Raw genomic sequence first — 21,964 nt, 5'->3', positions numbered from 1 at the left:
GCCACCGCGTCAGTGGACCTTGACCTCCGAGAGGGACAGCGCCGCCGTCCCCGCGAGTTGGACCCGGACGTACCGCCCGGTCCGGCCGATGTCCAGGAAACTGGGCCGCAGCGCCCTCGCCGAGTGGTGGTAGGACGACACGCCTGCCTGCGCCCGGGCCTCAGCCAGCCCCGCCGCCGTGATCGGACTGTCCGACACCAGCACGTAGAAGTCGCTCAGGGCGGCCACCGCGTTCGGGTTCCAGATCTCCACCTGACCGAGCTGCCGTGACACCCCGAGGTCGACCTGCCAGTACGGCTGCGCCTGCGACAAGGTCTGGCTGGAGTTGTAGGTGTTCCCATCGTTGGCCAGCCCGGCCGCGCTCGCGGTCGACGACTGCGTCGCGGGCTTGCCCCGGGCGAAGTCGGGGGCGATCTGCTCCACCGTCGTCGCCGATGCGCCCGCCGAACGGGCGACCGCGAGGGCTTCCTCCGGCAGCGTGGCGAGCGTGGTCTGGTTGTCGACCATGGTGCTGCCGGTGCCCGACAGCGCGGGCGCCCACGTGTCGGTCCAGTTGTTGCGCGCGGTGTTCTGGATGCCGTACCCGGCCCAGTTGGACACCCACTTGCCGCCGACGCGCAGGATCACGTTGCGCTCCACGGTCAGGTACGAGCCCTGTTCGTCGAGGTAGACGCCGTTCCCGTCGCGTTCGGTGCCCTCGTACTCACTGCGGTTGAGGTAGTTGCCCGAGATCACCGAGCGCGGCTGCGGGCCTTGGGTGTAGATCGCGCCGCCGTCGTGCTGGCCGCCCGCGGGCATCAGGACGTTGGTGATGGCGTTGTTGGTGATCCGGTTGTCGCGCAGCACCGGCTTCTGGGCCTCGGTCTGGTTCCAGCCCCAGCCGACGCTGATGCCGGAGTACGGCAGGTTCGCGATCGTGTTGTGGTCCACCGACAGCTCGGCGTCATACCCCGACCAGATCGCGACCGAGTCGGTGAACTCCTTGGCCACCCACGTGATCGTGTTGTACGAGACTGTGTTGGCCAGGGAGACCAACTCCGCGGGCGGGTTGGGCTCGGTGTCACCCACCAAAACCGCGCCGCCGGAGATGTCGGTGAACGTGTTGCGGGTGACCGTCGACCGCTGGGTGCCGGTCTCCAGCTTGATCCCGGCACCGCCGAGGTGGGTGAACGTCGACCCGCTGACGGTCACACTCCGGCCGGTGCGCACGTGCACCGCCGCTTCCGGCTTGGTGTAGTAACGACCCGCGTGGTCCACGGGGCCGGTGAAGCCGGTCAGCGTGAGCCCGGCCTGCATCCCGGCGTAGCCCTCGTCGGACTTCGGCTGCTGCCAGGTGGTGTACGCGAAAGTAATGCCGTTGACGGTGAGGTCGTGGACCGGGTCGGTCGTGGATCCGCCCAGCCGCAGCAGCGTCTCGGTCGCGGGAACCTCGAAGGTGCCCGTGTTCGGGTCACTGCCGGGGTAGTTCACCTTGTAGTACAGGTAACCGTCGTGGGCGTTCGCGTACCACTCGCCCGGGCGGTCGATCAGCTCGTAGGCGTTCTCGAAGAAGGCGACACCGGTGTACCGCCCCGAGTCCACTGTGGTCGAATCCCAGTAGGGCCCGGTCCGATTGGTCCCGGAGGCGGAGTTCTTCCAGCACGGCTGCCGCATCACCAGCTTGTCGCCGGACACCGAAGCGACCCCGCAGCGGTAGTTGCGCCACCGCACCTTGATCGACGCCTCCACGTCCTGCGGGTACCGGAACCCGGCGACACCGGTCGCCGAGGCGCCGCCCAAGCCCGTCGCGTCCGCCGGGCACACCACCTTCTCGCAGCCCGCTCCGGCGGCGCGCGGTCGAGGCGAGCCGTTGACGTAGAGCTGGCGCGGGTTCGTGCCCGCGGGCAGCGGCGCGCGCCAGATCTCCTTGGCGGCGTCCCACTTCTGCCACCCGGTCACGGTCTTCGCCCCGCTGAACACCGGTTTGGCGCCCGCGGCGGCCGTCCACACCACCCGGAAGCCGTTGCGCCCGGAGTCCTGCGGGCCTAGCTCGAAGGCGCTCGTCCGGGCGTAGGTGCCGCCCGCGAGGGTCACCACGAGGTCGCCGGTCATGGTCGGCACGAGCGTGCGCACTACGGATCGCGCGCCGTCGAGCGAACACGGCGCGGTGGCCGTGCAGGCGGTGCCCGAACCGGTGGGGGAGGCGTACAGCACTCGCTGCGCCGAGGTCTGGGCGGAGGCGGGCGTGGCGGCGACCAGGCCGCATAACGCCAGCGCCGTCGCCGCGGCTCGAATGGCGATCATTGTTGCTCCAGGTCGAAATCGGGCGCGGGTCATGAGACGACCAGCGCGGCGAGCTTCCAGTAGGTGCCCGCGGTCGTCGCGGAGATCACCAGGTCGTGCGTGCCGCCGGTCAGCGGGACGGCGTGCCAGCGGAACGAGCCTTTCGGCAGGGCGGCGGTGTCGAGCACCGTCGTGCCCCCGGCACTGATCCGCATCGGATCGGCGGCGTACTGCCGGTCACCGACCAGGACGTGCACCGTCCGGCCGCCTGACGGCACGGTGATCCGCAGGGTGCGGGCGGCGGTGTCGGTGGCGAAGTCGCGGCGCAGGTCGTCCGGGTTGGCCCGGTCGCGCTGCTGCGGTCCCGTGCCCACCCAGCCGAAACCGGTGGCCGTGCTGTAGGAGGTGGAGGTGCCGAGCCGTTGGTAGCCGGGTGCGAGCGGCGAGGTGTCACCGCCCGCGTCCAGCGCGAGGACCCCACCCGGCGCGGGCCACAGCGGCCGAGGCTGGGCTTCGGTGTCCGCGTCGATGACGGCCCGCACCAGACCTGGGGCGCCATCGGTGCCCGCCTTCGGGAACTGCCCGGTGAGGGGCACGTCGACCGTCGTCGAGCCACCTGGCGGCACGGTGAACGGCTGGTCGGCCGGGCCGGTGAACCCGGCGGGCGGTGTCACCTTGAGCGTGCCGGACGCGCCTTTGCCGTTGACGTCGTCGATCGTCACCGAAGCCGACGAGGTGAACGGCGCGATCTCCCGGATCCGCACCGGCGCGAACATCACCCGCCAGCCCAGTTTCGCCTCACCGAACCACGTGCGCATTCCCTTGGTGTGGAACGGCGCCACCGGCTCGGGGTTGCCGCCCGACCAGGTCGGCGAGGCGACGAACTCCGTGGACGTCCAGTACATCAGGCCGAGGGTGTGCGGGCGCTTGCCGACGAGCCGGTTGTACTCGTCGATCATCAGGCCCTGGTAGTACTCGCCGCCGAACCCCAGGTTCGACCGGCCCTTGACTGCTTCCGCGCCGTACTCGCTGATCATGACGGGCTTGCCGCTCGCGAGCGCCTGGATGCGGTCGAGCAGGCCGGGGACGTCGGTGAACTTCGAGCCGTACCAGCCGTAGTAGACGTTGGCGAGCACGATGTCCTGGTGCGCGTAGGACTTGTCGCTGGTGTGCCACGCGCTGACCTCGGTGTAGAGCCGGGTCGCGTCCAGGGACTTGCCGTAGGTGACGAGATCGCGCACGTACTCGGCGCCCTCGGCGGTCTGGGTGTGGTTCTCGTTGCCCACCGACCAGATGACGACGCTCGGGTGCCCGCGGTCGCGGTCGATCATCCGCCGCAGCTGGTCCTTGGCGAACGCGGTCACCGCGGGGGAGATCAGCGCGGTGCCGCTGAGCTGCTGGATCGACACCTCCTCGATGACGAGCATGCCCAGTCGATCGGCCTCGTCCAGCACGGCTGGCGTCGTCGGGTAGTGCCCGGGCCGGAAGATCCGGTATCCCTTCGCGTACAGCTCGCGCAGCTCGCGGACCACCAGCCCGTCGGGGATCGTGCGGCCGAGACCGGGGTAGTCGGCGTGCCGATTGAAGCCCGGCAGGTTCGCCAGGACCTGTCCATTGAGGACGACGTCCGAGCCCGACACCGCGACGTCCCGGAAACCTGGCCGCAGCGTCACGGACCGGCCATAACCGGAGGGGACCGCGATGTCCACTGTGTACCGGGACGGGTTCGCCGGACTCCACAGCACAGGCGCGCCGAGATCGATCGTCACCGGCTGCACGGCACCGCCACCGGCCGGGACGTTGAACCACACGGTGCGGTTGGCTGCCTCCGTGCCGTCCGGACGGCGGACGACGACCTTGGTCGCGATGCCGATAGCTGTCGTCGCGGTGCTGGTTCCCTGCGCGCGCAAGGTGAGCACACCCGCGCGGCTGCCCTCCGCGGTGAGGTTGGTGATCGCCACCCCGCGAACCCGCTCCACCCGCGCCGACTGGACCAGCCCACCCCACTGCCAGTACAGGTGGGTCGTGGTGAACGCGTTGGTGGTCGAGTTCCGGCCGTCCGCCACGACGGCGAGGGTGTTGGCGCCGTCGCGCGCGGCGGCGGTCGCGTCGAGCCGGACCGGGAGATAGCCGCCTGTCGAGGCGCCGACGTCGACGCCGTTGAGGAAGTACCGGCAGGCGAAGAAGCAGGACTCGAACACGAGATGGGTGCGCAGTCCGGCGGCCGGGGCCAGGTCGATCGACCGGCGGTACAGCACGCGGTTGCCCTGCGCGGCGTCCCACTTGCTCCGGACCGCGCCATACGAGCTCGGAACCAGCACCGGGCTCAGGCGTGACTCGTCGAATCCGGGCTGGGCGGCGGCGGGCCGGGTGCCGTCGAGGGCGCCCGCGGCCAGCTCGGCCTCGGTGGCGAACGCCCACGTCCCGTCGAGCGAGGTGGTGCCGGGCGGGTCGGCTGGTCTGGTCGTGGTCACCGCCTTGGTGGCGGTCACGGTGCCGGACGGGGTGATCGCGTCGGCCCGCAGGGTGTGGGAGCCGGCGGTGAACCAGCCCGCATCGGTTGCCGTGCGCCAGATCGGCGCGCTGCCGGTGGCGGTGGCGTACTGGCCGGTGACCTCGGCGACAGCGGTGCCGTCCACCGAGAACCGGACGCTGGTGGTGCCCGGGGGAGCGGTGACCTCCAGGTCGACCGTCCCGCTCAGTGACGACACTGTCGGGCTGATGAAGGCGACGGTGCTCGCTTGCGCCGACGCGGGGACGAGGAGTGGGACGAGGGCGATGGCGATGGCCAAGGCGGCCGACCCGCGCGAACCTGCCTGCACGAAACCCCCAACTTGTTCGGGGCGATACATCGGAGCTATCCGTGGAAAATTGGACGCTCGATGGGGACGCGGGCAAGTGTTGCACCGCCGATAAACGGCCACAACTAGCAAGTATTGCCATCGCCCGAACGGCGGTAGACCACTTAGACCTCTGATGTATTAGCCCACGGGGATGGTGAACATCGGCGTTGCGCGGTCGGCTGAACCGACCGTCGTCGTGGTTTCCACCGGTCTGCCAGTGGAATCGTGGACGACGTGGTGGGCGACCAGGACCGGTCGCGTGGCCTGGATGCGCATGGTTGTGCACTCGGGCTGCTCGGGCATCCGGGCGCTCAGCGTGACCGCGGCGACCACCGGGTTGAGCCCTGCTCGGCGCATCAGGTCGGTCAGGTTGGCGTACGGGGTGTCGTCGCGGTCGGCGATGTCCTGGCCGGTGTGCTCCTCGATCCGGCCCGCGACCGTCGCGGGCACCCACTGCTGATCGATCTGCACGATCCGGCGTCCGGTGCGGTGATGGCGGACGCGGTGGACCACGAGGCTGCCCGACGCCACGCCGAGCCTGGTCGCGACCTCGGCGTCGGCGCTTGTCCACCCGCTCAGCACGACCTCCGGGTGGCCCGGGCGAGGTGTCTCGACCGGCGTCGGCGGGGCGGGCCGGGAAGCCGGTCTCGTCGCGCACACCAGCGTGCCGACGCCCTGTCTCACGACCGCCAGCCCCTCGCCCACCAGGATGGCGACCGCGGCGCGGGCCGTGCCGCGGGCGACGTCGAAGCGCACCGTCAGTTCGCGCAACGGCGGCAGCACACTGCCGACCGGGTACTCGCCGCGCTCGATCGAGCTGATCAGCTGGTCGGCCACCACTCGGTACTTGCTGTGCATGGAGGGTTCCTCTCGCGGACGGTGGCGGTGGTGCGCGCGGTGCCGTTCGCGCGCACCACCGCCGTTTCCTACGCCGCGCCCACTTCCAGCGACCACAACGAGTAGCCGTAGGTGGTGCCCCGCGCGGTTCCGTGGATCCGCAGGTATCGGCCGCTGCCGGACAGCCCGGTCAGGTCGTCCACGCCGCCGTCACCGCCGACCTGGCTGCGGATCGTGGTGAAGTTCGTGCCGTCGGTGGAGACCTGGACCTGGTAGTCCCGGCCGTAGGCCGCCTCCCACGTGAGCTTCACCCGGTTGATCGCCTTGACGCTGCCCAGGTCCACCCGGATCCACTGTGGATCCATGCGGGTGCTCGACCAGCGGGTCGACGAGATCCCGTCCACTGCCGCCGACGCGGGGAAGGCGGAAGTCTCCACTGTGGACGCCGTCGCCGGGCTGCCCAGGGCGGCATCGGACTGGTACGCGCTGTGCAGCGCCGCGATCTGGGTCGCCGACAGTGCCTCGTCGTAGATGCGCAGTTCGTCGAGGGTGCCGCCGAACGCCCGGTTGCCGCCGATCGCGCCTCGCGGCAGCGCCACGGTCTGCGGGATCGTCTGCACCAGCGAGCCATTGGCGTACAGGCTCGTCCCGGTGGGCGTCGCCACGATCGCCAGGTGCGTCCACTGGTTGAGCGGGACCGTGTACGCGAAGGAGTAGTCCCCGACGCCGTAGGTCGTCACGCCGACCCGGTTGGTGGTCCCGTTCTGCTCCAGCTTGATCGCGGTGTTCCAGCCGCGCAGGAGTTGCGTGTCCGTTCCGTTCACCTCACGGCGCACCCACGTCGCGACCGTCCACGGTGGAGCGAGGTCGGAGCCCGCGATGTTGAGCTTGTCGTTCGCCCCCGCGGTGAACCGCGCTCCGCTGCCGCGATACCCCGCGGTCGGGAAGGTCGGCGCTTCGGCGGTGTAGGCGCTCGCGTGCTTGCCGCCGACACTGTCGCGGGCCGTCGGATAGGTGTAGCCGCCGGGGAAGTGCGTCGCCGACGTCACCGGCAGGTTCTCGTTGAAGTCGTAGTGGTGGTCGGGCTGCCCGTTGGCCGTGCGAGCCGGTGTCGCGGTGCTGACACCGGGCGCCGCCCCGGCCGCGGCGACCTTCGCGACGAACTGGCTGTAGGTCGCGCTGGTCGCGGTCGAGTTCCAGGTCCGCTCGGCCAGTTCGGCGCGCCGCGAGTCCAGTTCGTCGGTGAAGTACTTGGTGTCACCGAAGTAGATCTGGTCGGACCAGATGGCGACCTGCTGGCCGAGGTTGCGCCCACCCGGTGTCGCGGGTGTCCAGCCGTAGATCGTGCCCTTCGCGACGTGCCTGGTGTCGCCGAACGCGGCGGGGATCAGGAAGAAGCGGGTGTAGGAACCGGTGTTGTACGCGGTGTTGACGACGTCGTAGCCCATGTTCCGCAGCGTGGCCGCGTTGGCGTCCGAGCCGAAGTTGACCAGGATGATCTCCTTCTCCGGCAGGATGTTCGCCGCGTTGGCCCACATCATCGTGCGCTTGCCCGCCGCCTTGACGACCGCGTTCTGCTCGCTGATGAAGCGTTCCTGCAGGTCCTCGAAGTTGGTGATCGCGGGATCGGTGTCGATCGCGTTCTGCACGTACGGGCACGACGCCAGCGTGTGGGGGACCTCGTCGTTGCCGATGTGGAAGTACGGTCCGCTGAACCACGAGACGAACTCGCCCAGCAGGTTGTTGGCCCACGACCGCACGGCCGGGTCGACGTAGTCGAGCACCCATTCGTTGCCGCTGCCGCACTTCGGCGCCATCGACCGGTTCGCGCCGCCGCCGAGGGCGATGGCGGTGGAGTGCGCGGGCATGTCGATCTCGGGGACCACGGTGACGTGGTGCTCGGCGGCCACCGCCTCGATCGCGGCGATGTCGGCCTGGGAGTACCTGGCCTTGGCGTCGGTCGGCGCGATGCCCGCGTAGTTCGGGCTGTAGAGGCGGAACGCCTCGCTCTCGTTGAAGTGCAGCTGCAGGATGTTGAGCTTGTGCCAGGCGAGCTGCCGGATGACGTCCTGGATCGCGGAAACCTCCCAGTGTCGCCTGCCGAGGTCGACCGACACGGCCCGGTAGGTCAGCGAGGGCAGGTCACGGACCGTGCCGCGGGTGAGGTTGTCGTTGCCCGCGTCGGTCTTGAGCAGCTGCAGGATCGACCGGCCGGCCTGGAAAGCGCCGGTCGACGTGGGGGCGGTGACGGCCACCTGGTCGCCCACGGCGATCCGGTAGCCCTCGACGCCCAGCGTCGCGTCACTGTTGGACAGGGCGAGCGTGATGTCGCCCGTGGCGGCTGCGCCGCCGGTGACGACGGTCAGCGCGCGTCCGGTGACGGCCTGGATGTCGGTGCGCAGCTTGGTCGCGACCTGGGACAGGGTGCGACGCGAGGTGGTGGGGGAGTCGGGGCCGGACGTGTAGCTCGACGCGGTGGCCGCGTCGACGACGATGCGGCTGGTCGAGGTCAGGGTGAAGGTGCCGGTGGCCGGGGTCCAGGAGGCGACCCTGGGCACGATCGTGTCGGCGGCCGACGCCTGCGCGGGCGACTGGCCGAGGACGACGATGCCCGCGGCGGCGGTCGTGACGACGGTGAGTTTGGTGATCATCGCGCGGGCGCGCGATGCCGGTGGGGACAGGCGAGAACTCATGCTGGGTCCTTGCTGCGTAGCAGGGGATGGTGACTTTCGAACGGCTCCTTCGCTCTTCGGTTGCTCAGGGCTGGTGTGGTGTCCCGGCCGAACGACCGGGCGACCTCGTGGGCGCGGTCCGGGGTGAGCCCCTCGCCGCAGAAGACGACGACACCACTCGCGGCCTCGGCCGCGTGGGCGAGCGCGTCGGCGAAGTCGGCGGCGTCGAAGCGCGGCCCCCAGTCCGCGCCGTCGCTCACCGCCGGGTCCGATGTGGACTGGACGACGGGGACGACCACGCCGCCGCTGCTCGCCGCGATCTCCCTGGTCACCTCGGCGACCCAGGACGGCGGGCGGTGCGTGATCGCGTGGTAGGCCATGGGGAACAGCACGTCGCAGTGCTCGGCGAAGGCGGCGACGTCCTGGCCAAGCCACGTCATGCGCTGCGGCTCGGTCGCGGGCACGACGAACGCGCCGACCAGCGCGTCGGGATTGGCTTCCCGCACCGCTTCGCCGATTCTGCGCAGCACGTCGGTGATCACCATGCGGCGGAAGTCGTACCAGGTCTCGGCGTGCTCGCTGTGGATGCGCTCGGCGGCGGACACGGGCTCGTGGGGAACAGCGACGCCCGACCAGTCCGCGAACCGGGCGAGGGTGATGGCGTCGTAAGACGTCTCCTGGTGGCGCTCCGGGGCGCGCAGCTCCAGCTCCCAGTGCATCGGCCAGCGGATGAAGTCGGCGATGACACCGTCGACGCCCTGCTCGGCCAGCCGGGCGCAGCGCTGGACGACGGTCGCGTTGTGCGTCTCGTCGGTGGGGATCAGGCCGGTGTACCACTCCTGGCGCGGCCTGCGCCTGCCCGTCGACTCGATCGGCCACAAGTGTGGGTTCTCGGGCAGGATCGGGTCAGCGTGGTCGGAGAAGCACGCGACGGCAACCAGTGCGGCCATGCCCAGCTCATGCGCGGTGGGCACCAGCCACTCGGGTAACCGCACCGGTTCGGTGACCACGGCGGTGAAGCCGAGTTCCGCTGCGGCGGCGAGGAGTGAGCGCCCTCCTTCGGGCCCGGCCCGGTGCAGGGTGTCCTCGAAGTAGTACACGGCGCGGAGCTGGCCAGGGATCAGGTGACGCCTGCTCATTTGACTCCTGCCATGGCTTCCAGGCCGCGCAGGTAGGGGCGTTCCAGGATCAGGAAGAAGACCAGCGGCGGGATGATCGCGATGGTGGACGCGGCCATCCAGACGCTGTAGTCGGTGTTGAAGGTGTTGCCCATGCCGAGCATGGACAGGCCCAGCGGTGCGGTGAAGCCCTCCTGGGAGGAGGTGATCACCAGCGGCCAGAGGAACTGGTTCCAGGAGAACAGGAAGCTCATGACCGCCACCGTCGTCACCGCCGGTCCGGTCAGCGGCACGATGATCCGCCGGAAGATCACCCACTCGCTCGCGCCGTCGAGCCGCGCGGCCTCGATGTAGGCGGTGGGGATGGCGCGGATGAACTGCCGCGAGATGAAGACGGCTTGGCCGGTGATGACGAAGGGAATGATGAGACCGGCGAGGGTGTCGGTCAGCGCCAGCGAGTCGATGACCAGGTACAGCGGGATGACGACGGAGGAGAACGGCAGCAGCGTCGAGCCGAGCAGTGTCCACATGAACGCCTCGCGGCCGCGGAAGCGGAACTTGGCGAAGCCGTAGCCGACCATGATGGACAGCACGACGCTGGCCAGCGCGGTCACCGTGGCGACGATCGTGCTGTTGATCAGAAATTCGAGGAACGTGTGGCCGGTGAACCGGGGTTCCATCAGCGCCTTGACGAAGTTCTCCGGGTGCCACTCCTTGGGGATCCAGCGGACCGGCACCTCCAGCACGTCCTGCGGCGCCTTGAACGCCGAGGACACCATCCAGGCCAGCGGCAGCAGGCTGAACGCGGTGAACGCCAGCAGCACCAGGTACTTCGCGGCCAGGCCGAGTGTGCTGCCGGTGCGTCCGGACCGGCGCTTCGGGCGCTGCGGGGCGGCCGTGCTCTGCGGTCGCGTCGCGAGGCTCGTCATGACTCGTCCCTGTCCTTGAGGATGCGGGAGGCGGCGTAGGTGAACATCAGGCTCAGCAGCAGGAAGTAGATGCCGGCCGCGGACGCGTAACCGCTGTTGCCGAAGGTGAAGAAGTTCTCGAAGAGGAACAGCGGGAGTGTTCGGGTCGCGCCCGCCGGGCCGCCGCCGGTGAGCAGGTAGACCGGTTCGAACAGGCCCAGCGTGGTCACGAAGGCGAGCACCACCACGAACACCGTCACCGGGGTCATCATCGGCCAGCGGATGCGCCAGAACGTCTGCCAGGAGTTCGCCCCATCCACTTTGGACGCTTCGAGGATGTCGCCGGGAATGCCCTTGAGGCCGGCCAGGAAGAAGATCGCGTACAGGCCGGTCTGCTTCCAGATCACGAAGATCGCGATCGCCCACGGCGCCAGGCCCGCGTCGGTCGTCCAGCGCACGCTGTTGAGCGCGTCGATGCCGAGTGACTGGCCGAACGAGGCCAGAACCCCTTGGTTGGGCAGGAAGAACAGCTGGAACACCAGTCCGGTCGCCACCCAGTCGGTCACGACCGGGACGATCACCGAGACCCGCCACAGCCTGCCCGCCTGGATGCGCGGGTCGGCCAGCACGATCGCCACACCGAGCGCGAGCACCAGGCTCACCGCCATGACGATCAGGACGATCGACATCGAGGCGAGTACCGCGGTGTGGAATTGGGGATCTGACAGCAGCTTCGCGTAGTTGGCTACGCCGGTCCACGTCTCGTCCTGCCCGACCTGCCAGTCGGTGAAGGAGTAGTACAGGGCCAGCAGCACCGGCGCGGCCCAGAAGACCAGGAAGAACAGGATGGCGGGGGAGATGAAGACGGCGGCGACGCGGAGTTCGCGGTTGCGGAGCATGGTGGGCCTTTCACGGCGTGGCCAGGGAAGGCGCCGCCCGGGGTGCGAGTCACCGGGCGGCGCCGGGTCTCACTGGCTGTCGAGCCTGCTCAGTTCCTGCTGCAGGGACTGGGCCGCGGCTTCAGGGGTGGCCTTGTCGTAGATGACCCGGTCGATGGCCCGCACGAGCGCGGCCCCCGGCTCGTCGTAGCTGTGCTGCACGGGCGCGATCTTGTACTTGTTGAACGCGTCGATCCACAGCTGCAGCCACGGCGACTCCTTGAGCGCGGCGCGGTAGGCGTCCGACTCCAGGAAAGCCTTGCTGGGCTGGAGGAAACCAGCCTTCTCGAACCAGTAGGCGGCCTGGGCGGTCTCGCCCTTCTTGCCCAGGATGAACGCGAGGAACTTCTGCGCGGCGGCCTTCTGCGGTGTCGGGCTCTTGGCGTTGACCGACCAGCCCCACAGCCACGAGATGTTCTGGTACGTGCTCGGGTCGTCCGGGTCGACCACCGGGTTGGGCGCGACCGCGAACTTGAAGTTCGGGTTGGACTCCTTGGCCGAGGCCGGGTACCAGGTTCCGGCCTGCACCATCGCCGCACGGCCCTGCGGCACGTCGGCGAACCAGTTGTTGAGGAACGTCGGGTCGTAGGCCTTGTACTGGAAGGTGTAGTCGTGGATCAGCTTGAACGCCTTGACGACCGGCTCCGTGGTCGCGGCGGGCTTGCCGTCGACGTAGAGGTCGTCCTGGCCGTACTGGCGCATGAGGGTGTAGAAGTTCTGCGCGTACCACTGCGGGGAGCGGAAGTTGGCGAAGAAGCCGAACTGGAAGCCGGTGCGCTCGACCTTGCCGTTGTTCTCGACCCGCAGCTTCTTGCCGATCTCGCCGAGCTGCTCCCAGGAGACGGGCTTGTCCGCGGGCAGCGCCGGGATGCCCGCCTGGGCGAAGACCTCGGTGTTGTAGAACAGGTTGAGGGTGTTGAACTCGGAGAACAGCCCGACCAGCTTGCCGTCCCGCTCGACGGCCTTGGTCGCGCCGGGCTGGTAGGAATCGATGAGCTCCTTGTCCGAGGCGTAGCCGAACGCCGTCGGGTCGATGGGCTCGAGATAGCCGCCCTTGTGGAACGAGTCGTAGTTCCAGTCGCCCATGTCCCACACATCCGGGCCCTTGCCCGACGACAGGGCGGAGAGCAGCTTGGAGTCGTAGGAGACGACACCGGCGAACGGAATCGACGTCAGCTTGATCTTGGTGCCGGGATTCGCCTTCTCGTACTCGGGAATCCACTTCTCCTGCAGGGCTTTCTGCAGCGGGGCGAACTCGTGCGTCCACACCTCGACGACCAGCGAGTCGCCGTCCGCGGCGCCACATCCGGCCGTCGCTAAGGACGCCGCCAGCGCGACAGCTGTCGCGCGCTGGCGGAAGTGTTGGGACAAGGCCATTTCTTCCTCCTCATTGGGCCTCCCCGACGAAGGCGCCGAACCATCCGAAACAGCGTCCGGAAGGGTGACCATGACTCCGAGCTCCTGGCACATGGCGTGGGCGGCGGCGCCGATCACCACGTCGTAGCCGCCGAACTCGGAGAACTCGACCCGCACCGTGGAGAATCCCGGCACGGTTCTGGCTGACAGTTCGTCGTTGACCGCGGCCAGCACGGCGGGTCCGATGGCGTGGGTGACCAGCGGCCCGCCGACGATGAAGTCGGCCACGTCGAGCGTGGCCGCGAGGGTGGAGACCAGCCGCGCCAGTTCCCTGGCGGCGCGCTGGACCCGGTGGGCCAGCGCGCGGGCGGCGTGGGTGTTCGGGCGGCCGCGGACGAAGTCGTCGACGGTGGCCGCGTCGGCGTCACCGACGATCGCGAACAGGCCCGCGACCGCCTCCAGGCAGCCGGTGCGGCCGCAGACGCAGAGGGCGTCCGTGCCGGTGTCGATGTGCCCGATCTCGCCCGCGCGGTGTCCGTGGCCTTCGTAGAGCCGGTCCTCCAGCACGATGCCCGCGCCGATGCCGGTGCCGAGCCACAGCAGGACGAGGCTGACTCGGGACCGGTCGGACAACACGACCTCGGACAGCGCCACCGCGTTGCTGTCGTTGATCACGTGCACCGGCAGCCCGCCGCAGGCCTGGGAGAGCTGCTCGCCGAACGGCATCATCGACCACCCGTAGTTCAGCGCCTGGGTGAGCACGCCCTCGCTGGTCACGATGCCGGGGGTGGCGAGCCCGATGGAGCTGATGGAGCCGACGGCCGTGGCGGTGAGCCGCGCGACGGCTTCCGCGGCGGGCGGGATCGGGTTGTCGGTGGGGTTGTAGGCGATCCGCACGGACTCCTGGATGCGCCCACCCAACGTCACCCGCGAGGCGACGATCTGGCTGCGTCCGATGTGGACGCCGATGAACAGGTGGTGGTCGCGGTCGAGGGCGAGCAGGGTGGCGGGCTTGCCGCCGCTGGAGCGGGCCTGGCCCACCTCGCGGACGACCCGCCTGGCCACGAGATCGCCCACGACCTCGGAGACGGTGGCTGAGGGCAGCCCGGTGGACCGGCGGATGTCCGCCCGACTCACCACACCGTCGCCCGCCGCCACGCTCTGTAGCACAAGCGCGAGGTTCCGGGCCCGAAGCGACTGCTTCGTGCCGCGGCGATCGACCCGGAATTCATCCGCCACCGATGTCCACCTACTTTGATCGGTCACTGTCGTTACCCGTTGGGCGAGGATCGTATGTGGCCCGAAATGGGGCGTCAAGGGGCCGCTGAACTGGGTTTTCCGGGTTTGTTCGCGGTGTGCCGGAAGAGGGTCAACCCACCTCAAATGGACCGGGTGAACCGGTGCTCTCTCAGCAAGGGGTCGGGGCGTGGATTCCTACCCGCTTCGCGGAGGTCGATCCAGGATCGGCGCGATCACTGTTAGTGACGGTTGATGGTCGTCACTCAGCCGGGCGGCGATCGTTTCTGATCAGCGCACGAGGCCGCGGAGGCGGGCCGCCGACACCGCCGCCGTGCGGCTGTCCACCCCGAGTTTCATGAAGACCTGCACCAGGTGTGACTTCACCGTCGCCTCCGTGACGAACAGTGCCCGGGCGGCCGCCTTGTTGCTGTGGCCGTCCGCCACCAGTTGCAGCACCGCGATTTCCCTCGGCGTCAGCGACTGCGCCGGGGCCTGAAAGCGGGCCACCAGCCGAGACGCCACATTCGGCGCGAGCACGGTCTCACCGCGCGCGGCCGTGCGGATGGCGGGCACCAGGGCTGCGGGGTCGGTGTCCTTGAGCAGGTACCCGGTGGCCCCGGCCTCGATCGCGGCGAGGATGTCGGCCTCACTGTCGTAAGTGGTGAGCACAAGAACCCGCGCGGGATCAGGCAGCGCCCGAATCCGCCGGGTCGCCTCGGCGCCGTTGATGCCCGGCCCGAGCTGCAGGTCCATCAGCACCACATCCGGCCGCAGCCGTTCCGTCACGGCGACAGCCTCCTCGCCGGTGGCCACCTCGGCGACCAACTCGACCCCGTCGACCCCGGCGAGCGCCGTCCGCAACCCAGTGCGGACAATGGGATGGTCGTCGACGAGCAGCACCCGGATCATGGCAGGCGAACACCCCGCCCACCGCGCGGCTCTCGCACGCGAGCACGACCGGCACCGACCTGGCGCTCACCGACAACCGCACCATCCACGGCCGGTCCGGGTCTGGGTAGTTGCCGGGGCCGCGTCATGCGGGTACCTCCGTGGCGGGCACGATCGCGCTCAGCGCGCTGCCTTCGCCCGGGGTCGACTCGACGACCAGGATGCCGCCGACCTCGCCGAGGCGGCCACGCATCGACGACAGGCCGATCCCGGATCCCTTGCCCACCGGAGGCTCGTGCGGGTCGAAACCATGGCCGTCGTCGGCGACGTCGAGGCGGACTTTGTCGGGCTGGTAGGTCAAGGTGACCCGCGCGTGGCTCGCCCGGGCGTGGACGCGGACGTTGGCAAGCGCGCCTTGGGCGACGCGCAGCAGCGCCACCTCGGTGGAGGTCGGCAGCCGGTATGGGGTGCCGTCGACCACCAGCGCGGTGTCCAGGCCCACCCGCATCGAGTCGTCCGCGACTCGCTTCAGCGCGTCGGCCAGCGGGCGGCCGTTCAACTCGGCGGGAGCCAGCGCGGCGATCAGCCTGCGGGATTCCTCAAGGCTCGACTGCGCGGTGCTCAGTGCCGTGGACAGATGCGTGCGACCGCCCGCCTGTAAGAGGAATACGATGCTCGTCAGGCCCTGGGTGATCGTGTCGTGGATCTCGCGGGCCAGGCGCTCCCGCTCGCCCACCGCACCGGCCCGGCGCTCGCTCTCCCGCAGTTCCTTTTGTGCGGCAAGCAATTCCTGGAGCAGTTCGGCACGAGCGGCGGCGTCGGCGCGCATCGTGTCGTACACGGCGGTCATGACGATCGCGACGGCCGCGCCGATCACCGGCCCGACGAGGGCGGCCACGTCGAGCGAGCCCCGGTGCCACATGAATCCGGCCGCGGCGAACAAGGTGAGCGCTCCTACCGCGACCTGGCCCACCGGCGTGGGCAGCACGCGCAGGCACAGAAAGAACAGTGGAAACGCCACCCACACCCAGTCGGCGCCGTAGACGCTCAGGGCGATCCAGCCCGCGACCAGTACGCCGAGCCACCACATCCGCGCCTTCGTCAGCGGGCCGAGCGCGTACCAGGCGATGAGCCCGGCACCGCCGAGCGCGCCCACCCACGGTGAGCCACTCTGCGCGGTCCGCACGGCCGCGACGATCACGAGGACGGCGAAAAGCACGTGCTGGGCCCTGCGCAGCACGGTCATGGTGGCGTTCGGTGTCGTGTCCATGTCGGACTCAACGTTAATGGGCTGTCGGCGGGGGCGCCTGCAACTTTTGATTGAGTTTCCTCCGCTTCGTTCGATGCCCCGATCCTGAACTCTCGACCGATGCCCCACGCCCCAAGCCACGGCACGGTTGACACATGTTCATCGCCCTGCGAGACCTCCGCTTCGCCCGAGGCCGATTCGCGCTGCTCGGCGCGGTCATCGGCCTGATGACCCTGATGGTCGTCCTCCTCACTGGGCTGACCTCGGGGCTGGGCGCGGCGAGCGTCTCCGCCATCTCCGCCCTCCCCACCGACCAGGTCGCCCTCGCCGCTCCGCCCGGCCAGAGCGATCCGCAGTTCGCCCTGAGCGCCCTGCCCGCAGACACTGTCGACCGCCTCCGCGCCCAACCAGGCGTCCGCACCGCCCGCCCGCTGGGCATCAGCACGAGCAGGCTCACCGCCGGCGACACGACAGCCGCCGTGAGCGTGTTCGGCACCGATGATTCGCTCCCGCCCGACCAAGTGCGCGTTCCCGACAGTCTCGGTCTGGCCCCGGGAACCGAGGTCGAACTCGGCGGTCACCGGCTGATCGTGGCCGCGGCCGGCGACGAGACGTCGTTCAGCCACCTTCCGGTGGTGCACACGGCCATCGACACCTGGCACAAGATCGCCCGCACCGACAGCCTCACCGGCGTCCTGGTGGACCTGGCAGGCGACCCCGCCGCCATCGGCGCCGCCACCGGGACGCGGGTGCTGACCAGGGAGCAGGCATACGACGCCGTCGGCGGGTATGCCGCGGAACAGGGCTCGCTGACCATGATCAGGGTGCTGCTGCTCGTCGTCTCCGCCCTGGTCGTCGGCGCGTTCTTCACCGTCTGGACCATGCAGCGCACCCCCGACCTCGCCGTCGTGCGCGCCATGGGTGCCTCCCGCGGCTACCTCCTGCGGGATGCCCTGGGGCAGGCCGCCGTGGTGCTGGTGCTCGGCACTGTCACCGGTGCGGCGGCAGCGACCGGGTTGGGCCTCCTGGCGCGCGAGGCGGTCCCGTTCGTCGTCGACAGCGGCACCGTCTTGATCCCCCTGGCCCTGATGATCGGCGTCGGCTTATCAGGCGCCGCGATAGCGGTCCGCCGCGTCACCACCGTCGACCCGCTGACCGCGCTGGGAGCTTCCCGATGACCTTGCGACTGGACTCTCTCCGCCTGCTCTATCCCGACGGCGACCGCGACCTGGTCGCCCTCGACGACGCCACGCTCACCGCGGAAGCGGGCGAACTGGTCGCGGTGACCGGGCCGTCCGGCTCGGGGAAGTCGAGCCTGCTGGCCGTCGCGGGGCTGTTGGTCAGTCCGGCCTCGGGCACGGTCCGGATCGCGGGCCAGAACGTGGGAGCGCTGAGCGCGGCCGCCCGCGACCGGGTCCGCCGGGAGCGGATCGGGTTCGTGTTCCAGCAGTCGAACCTGTTGGCCTCGCTGACCGCACTCGACCAACTGCTGCTGGTCGGCACCATTGTCGGGCGGTCGCGCCGAGACCGGGCGCATGAGCTGTTGGACAGGGTCGGCCTGACCGGCAAGGAACACCGTCGCCCACATCAGCTGTCGGGCGGCGAACGCCAACGGGTCGGCGTCGCCCGCGCCCTCATGGGCGAGCCCGCGGTACTCCTCGTCGACGAGCCCACGTCGGCGCTCGACCGGGAGCGGGGAAGGCAGGTGATGACCCTGTTGCGGGAGATCACCAGGGAGTCGGCGACAGCGACGATCGTGGTCACCCACGACGTCGAACACCTGGACCTCGCCGACCACACCGTAACCATGCGCGACGGCAAAACCAGCGCCCCCCGCCGCCCCCGGTGAACCCCGCCGCTCACGGGCGGCACTCCTGCCCGGAGCGACCCGGACTCACCGGGTGGCATGAGGGCCGCCGTCGCCCTGGCCTGAGATGAAGGGAGCCGAGCTGAATACCTCGCCATAGGAAACCAAACCCACCGCCACCGCCACCCGAGGCGCCGCGCCCCCGCCCGCCCAAACAAAAGCACCGCCCCTAAGCCACCCTCGCGCAACCCGCCCCGCCCCCAAGCAGACCCCCGCAAGTCGCCCCGCCGGGCAAGCGAGTCGCCCCGCCGGGCAAGCGAGTCGCCCCGCCGGGCAAGCGAGTGGTGCGTTGGGCGAGAGGGTGGCTCGGCACGGGGCAAGCGAGTGGTTTCGCCGGGCGAGTGAGTCGCCCTGCTGGGGGAGTGAGTGGTGCGTTGGGCGAGAGGGTCGCCTCGCCGGGCGGGTGAGTGGTCCCGCCGGGCGAGTGAGTCGCCCTGCTGGGGGAGTGAGTGGTGCGTTGGGCGAGAGGGTCGCCTCGCCGGGCGGGTGAGTGGTCCCGCCGGGCGAACGAGTGGTCTCGTCGGGCGAGTGAGTGGTCCCGTCAGGCGAGTGGGTTGGTCGGCCGGTCGCCTGGCTAGGCAACGCCGCGGGCGCGCGCGGTTGCCGCCGCGCGGCCGTCCTCGGGTGCGCTGCGGCCCGCTGCGAGCCGGCTGACTTGCCGAGGTCGCCGACCCGCCTGCCTCTGTCGCCGGGTCGGCGCGCGCATGTGCTGGTCGGCACTCGCTTGCCCGACGGACACCCCGTCGCCTGGTGAGGCGACCCGCTTGCCCGGCGGGGCTACTTACTCGCCTGGGTCGTCTTGTCTGGCAAGCGGTCCGCCCTTTCGGCACCAGGCCAGCGGGATCGGGCGGCCGCAGACGGTGGCGCTCTTGCCGAACTTTGTGGAGGGGCGAAGTGCCGGCGGTTGAGCAAGGTCGGCGTTGGTCACCAGGTGACCCGTTGGGTGCAGCCCGCCACCCGGCGGTCCCGGTTCGCCCGTTCAGCGGTACTGGCGAGTAAGGGCGAAAGGCTTTCATGTTTACCGTCGGATCGACGCTCAAGGAGGAGCGCATGACCCGTTCGCGCAAACTGATCCCGCTATTGGCCTTGGTCCTGGTCGGCACCACCCTCGCCGCCCCGGCCTCCGCCGAACCCGCCGCCCCGACCGCGAGGGCAGGCGACCTCGTCAGTGCTCGCGCCATCTGGGCTCCGGGTTTCGAGTACGCCCGGGTTTGGAAGATCACCTACCGCTCGACCTCCGCCACCGGAGCGTCCACTGTGGTCAGTGGCACCGTGATCGTGCCCAACGGCAGTACCGGCGCCATCGTCGGCTACGGGCCCGGCACCCACGGTCTCGGCGACCAGTGCGCGCCGTCGGTCGGGCTGCAGCGCGGCGACGAGTTCGAGGGTGGGTTGATCCATCAGTACGCCCGCAAGGGTTTCGCTGTCGCGGTCACCGACTACGAAGGGCTCGGCACGCCCGGCGACCACACGTACACGGCCGGGCGCTCGCAAGGCAACGCCGTGTTGGACGTCGTCCGGGCGAGCACTCGGCTGTCCGGCACGGGGTTGTCGCCGAAGGCGCCGGTCGCGGTGGTCGGGTACTCGCAGGGCGGGCAGACCGCCGGGTGGGCCGCGGAGATCGCCCCGGCCTACGCCCCGGAGCTCAACATCAAGGGCTTCGCCGTCGGCGCGGCGCCGTCGGATCTGCGTCGCGTGGCCGACGCCAACGACGGGGGCGCGAACTTCGGTCTGGTTCTCGCCGCCGGTGTCGGCCTCAACGCCGCCTATCCGGAACTGGCGCTGACCAACTACCTCAACGCCGCCGGCCAAGCCGCGTACGCCGACATCCGGGACGACTGCGGATCGGACTTCGGCAAGTACGCCAACCGTCGCCTCTCCGACTACACGACCACGGACGTCCTCAACCGTCCTGATTGGAGCGCCCGGCTAGCCGAGCAGAACCTGGGCACCCGCGCACCCACGGTCCCCACGCTGATGTACCACTCGACGGGCGACGAGATCATCCCGGTCTCGGTGAGCGTCGCGCTGCGGCCGCAGTGGTGCGGCAAGGGCGCCAAGCTCACCTACTGGCAGGTCGACACCGGCGGGCACTCCCAAACCGCGGCGTACCTGAGCCCTCTGGTCACCCAGTGGGTAGCCGACCGGCTCGCGGGCGCCCCCGCGGCAGGCAACTGCTGAGCGGCCCCCGCCACGCCTGACGCCCAGGCGTGGCGGGGGACGGCCCTCCTGATGCTTTCGTTCCGCTGTAACGCGATGCGCGTTCTGTTCGACGTCGTAGAGAAGCGCAGCGACCCCGCGTGTCAGCCGAGTGGCAGGAGTTGGGGGATGACTCGAACAGTGAGCAACATGGCCTGCGTGGCTTCCGGCATTCTCCTGGCGGTGGCCTGTGGCTCACCGGGTCCCGAGGTGGAGCCCACCACGAGTGCCACCGTGGGCGGGGAGCCCACGATCGTCGTGCGGGGAAAGCCATATACCTGCGAAACGATCGCGAATCTGATTGAACCGTGTGGTCGCGACACTCAGGAGATCTTCGACCGGTTCGGGGACCGGATCGACAGGTACGTCAATGGCGGCGGGCTGGGCCCGTTGGACAACTCTGTCTTCATCTTCGAGGACGTCGCGTACGTCGGCCTGACCGCGTGCACCTATCAGCGCCAGTCCAAGTCGCAAGCCGACTATGTGGCGTTCCTCCTGGGCGATGCCGACCTCAGCGCGAAGCTTGAAGCCGCGCGCGGGGACCGGGTGACCGGGTTGCAGCCCGCCTGGAACAGGGCGCTTCGGTTTCTCTGTGCGGAAAACCTGCCCGCGCAGCCGGGTACGGCAGGCGCGGACGACGGTCATATTCCAGGCGTGGGCACGCGTTCGCCGGGGCAGGTGACCCCATAGTGGGGGCCGATACGGCGCTCAGGCGGCCTGCGTGGGGTGACCTCTCCGGCAGGGTGACGGCGGTTCTCGCGCCAGTTTCGCTGCTCACCTCTACCCTGTTCTTCTTCGGCTGGGTCAGGTCGAGAGCGTTGTTCGCCTACTTCGGGGTCGACCTCGGCCTGGTCGGATTCAGCCCGGCGGACTATGTCCTGCGCAGCGTCGAAATACTCTTCCAGCCCATCCTGATCGCTGGATTCATCGCATTCGCCCTGTTTCTCGCTCGTCTCACCTTGACCGGATACCTCGGGCGTTCGAGGGAGAAGTCGCGGGCACTCGTCAGGTCGGCGTTCCTGGTTGTCGCCGTCGTCGGCGCCGCGTTGGCGGTCGGGGCTGTCATCGGCTGGGTGTCGGCTTTGGTCGGCGCGGTCGCACTCGGAGTCGCGGCGATCTCCGGCTACCAAGCGCACGCCATCGGCGCCGAATCCCTATCGCCGCGCGGCGATCGGGCAGTGGGGTTCGCCGTGTTCGCGGTCCTGGCGGTGGTCGCGTCGGCGTTCTGGTCGGCGGCCATCGTCGCCGAGCGGAGTGGGCGCGAGTTGGCTGAGGCGTTCGCGGACGGGCGGGTGCCACGGTCCGAGGTGCTGCTCTACAGCAGATCGAGGCTGGCGCTCCCAGCGGAGGAATTCACCGGCCTCGCGGGCGTCGAGTCGGACAAGCCGTATCTCTACGTCTACCGCGATCTTCGTCTGCTGACCTTCTCTGGCCAGAGGTGGTTCTTGATCCCCAAGGACTGGGGCTCCGGGAGCGCGACGGTGATCCTCCGCGACGACGACTCGATTCGGCTGGAGCTCGTCGGCTGAGCATCACGGAAGGGCCTGAAAGACGATAGGTACCGATTGACATTCGATAGACAGCGGCC

The 21,964-nt window shown here is 69.7% G+C and carries 15 protein-coding genes; 5 read left to right on the top strand and 10 right to left on the bottom strand.

Annotation, left to right across the window (positions count from 1 at the left end):
* Positions 1-9: 9 nt before the first annotated feature.
* The 10 genes from C8E96_RS29145 to C8E96_RS29100 form a co-directional block, all read right to left on the bottom strand.
* Positions 10-2,283, bottom strand: a complete 2,274-nt coding sequence (locus C8E96_RS29145) for a right-handed parallel beta-helix repeat-containing protein (RefSeq protein WP_091377916.1) — start codon at positions 2,281-2,283, stop codon at positions 10-12.
* A gap of 29 nt (positions 2,284-2,312) precedes the next feature.
* Positions 2,313-5,114, bottom strand: a complete 2,802-nt coding sequence (locus C8E96_RS29140; protein WP_133794854.1) for a glycoside hydrolase family 2 TIM barrel-domain containing protein — start codon at positions 5,112-5,114, stop codon at positions 2,313-2,315.
* Positions 5,115-5,243: 129 nt separating this feature from the next.
* Entirely contained in the window at positions 5,244-5,963 is a 720-nt protein-coding gene (locus C8E96_RS29135) for a GntR family transcriptional regulator (protein WP_091377921.1), read from the bottom strand.
* A 68-nt stretch (positions 5,964-6,031) separates the two neighbouring features.
* Complete coding sequence (locus C8E96_RS29130; RefSeq protein WP_091377925.1) at positions 6,032-8,635, bottom strand: family 20 glycosylhydrolase; 2,604 nt, start codon at positions 8,633-8,635, stop codon at positions 6,032-6,034.
* Positions 8,632-9,753, bottom strand: a complete 1,122-nt coding sequence (locus C8E96_RS29125; protein ID WP_091377928.1) for a putative glycoside hydrolase — start codon at positions 9,751-9,753, stop codon at positions 8,632-8,634. The genes C8E96_RS29130 and C8E96_RS29125 overlap by 4 nt, the downstream gene beginning before the upstream one ends.
* The gene (locus C8E96_RS29120) at positions 9,750-10,661 is read right to left on the bottom strand and encodes a carbohydrate ABC transporter permease (protein ID WP_091377931.1); all 912 of its coding nucleotides are present in this window, start codon (positions 10,659-10,661) and stop codon (positions 9,750-9,752) included. The genes C8E96_RS29125 and C8E96_RS29120 overlap by 4 nt, the downstream gene beginning before the upstream one ends.
* Positions 10,658-11,539 (bottom strand): carbohydrate ABC transporter permease, encoded by an 882-nt coding sequence (locus C8E96_RS29115; protein ID WP_091377934.1) that lies wholly within the window; start codon positions 11,537-11,539, stop codon positions 10,658-10,660. The genes C8E96_RS29120 and C8E96_RS29115 overlap by 4 nt, the downstream gene beginning before the upstream one ends.
* A gap of 69 nt (positions 11,540-11,608) precedes the next feature.
* Entirely contained in the window at positions 11,609-14,173 is a 2,565-nt protein-coding gene (locus C8E96_RS29110; protein ID WP_166658146.1) for an ROK family protein, read from the bottom strand.
* A 288-nt stretch (positions 14,174-14,461) separates the two neighbouring features.
* Positions 14,462-15,082: a response regulator gene (locus C8E96_RS29105; protein ID WP_091377940.1), complete on the bottom strand. Its 621-nt coding sequence runs from the start codon at positions 15,080-15,082 to the stop codon at positions 14,462-14,464.
* 124 nt (positions 15,083-15,206) lie between these two features.
* Complete coding sequence (locus tag C8E96_RS29100) at positions 15,207-16,331, bottom strand: sensor histidine kinase (RefSeq protein WP_228770011.1); 1,125 nt, start codon at positions 16,329-16,331, stop codon at positions 15,207-15,209.
* Positions 16,332-16,465: 134 nt separating this feature from the next.
* Between C8E96_RS29100 and C8E96_RS29095 the strand changes: the two genes are divergently transcribed.
* The 5 genes from C8E96_RS29095 to C8E96_RS29075 all read left to right on the top strand — a co-directional run bounded on the left by C8E96_RS29095 (position 16,466) and on the right by C8E96_RS29075 (position 21,905).
* Positions 16,466-17,488 carry an ABC transporter permease gene (locus tag C8E96_RS29095; protein ID WP_091377943.1) on the top strand — a complete coding sequence of 341 codons (1,023 nt, stop codon included), beginning with the start codon at positions 16,466-16,468 and terminating at the stop codon, positions 17,486-17,488.
* Positions 17,485-18,159 (top strand): ABC transporter ATP-binding protein, encoded by a 675-nt coding sequence (locus tag C8E96_RS29090; protein ID WP_091377946.1) that lies wholly within the window; start codon positions 17,485-17,487, stop codon positions 18,157-18,159. Before C8E96_RS29095 ends, C8E96_RS29090 begins: the two co-directional genes overlap by 4 nt.
* Positions 18,160-19,227: 1,068 nt before the next feature.
* Entirely contained in the window at positions 19,228-20,358 is a 1,131-nt protein-coding gene (locus C8E96_RS29085; protein WP_091377949.1) for an alpha/beta fold hydrolase, read from the top strand.
* A 147-nt stretch (positions 20,359-20,505) separates the two neighbouring features.
* On the top strand, positions 20,506-21,066 hold the full coding sequence (locus C8E96_RS29080; RefSeq protein WP_133794852.1) for a hypothetical protein: 561 nt from the start codon (positions 20,506-20,508) through the stop codon (positions 21,064-21,066).
* 53 nt (positions 21,067-21,119) lie between these two features.
* A complete protein-coding gene (locus tag C8E96_RS29075; protein WP_133794850.1) occupies positions 21,120-21,905 on the top strand; it encodes a hypothetical protein in 786 nt (261 codons plus the stop codon).
* Positions 21,906-21,964 lie beyond the last annotated feature (59 nt).

Origin of the sequence: Actinokineospora alba (assembly GCF_004362515.1) — a bacterium.
GTDB classification, from domain to species: Bacteria; Actinomycetota; Actinomycetes; order Mycobacteriales; family Pseudonocardiaceae; genus Actinokineospora; species Actinokineospora alba.
Note: the sequence above shows the minus strand (reverse complement) of the source record. Positions and strands in the feature narration are given on the sequence as shown.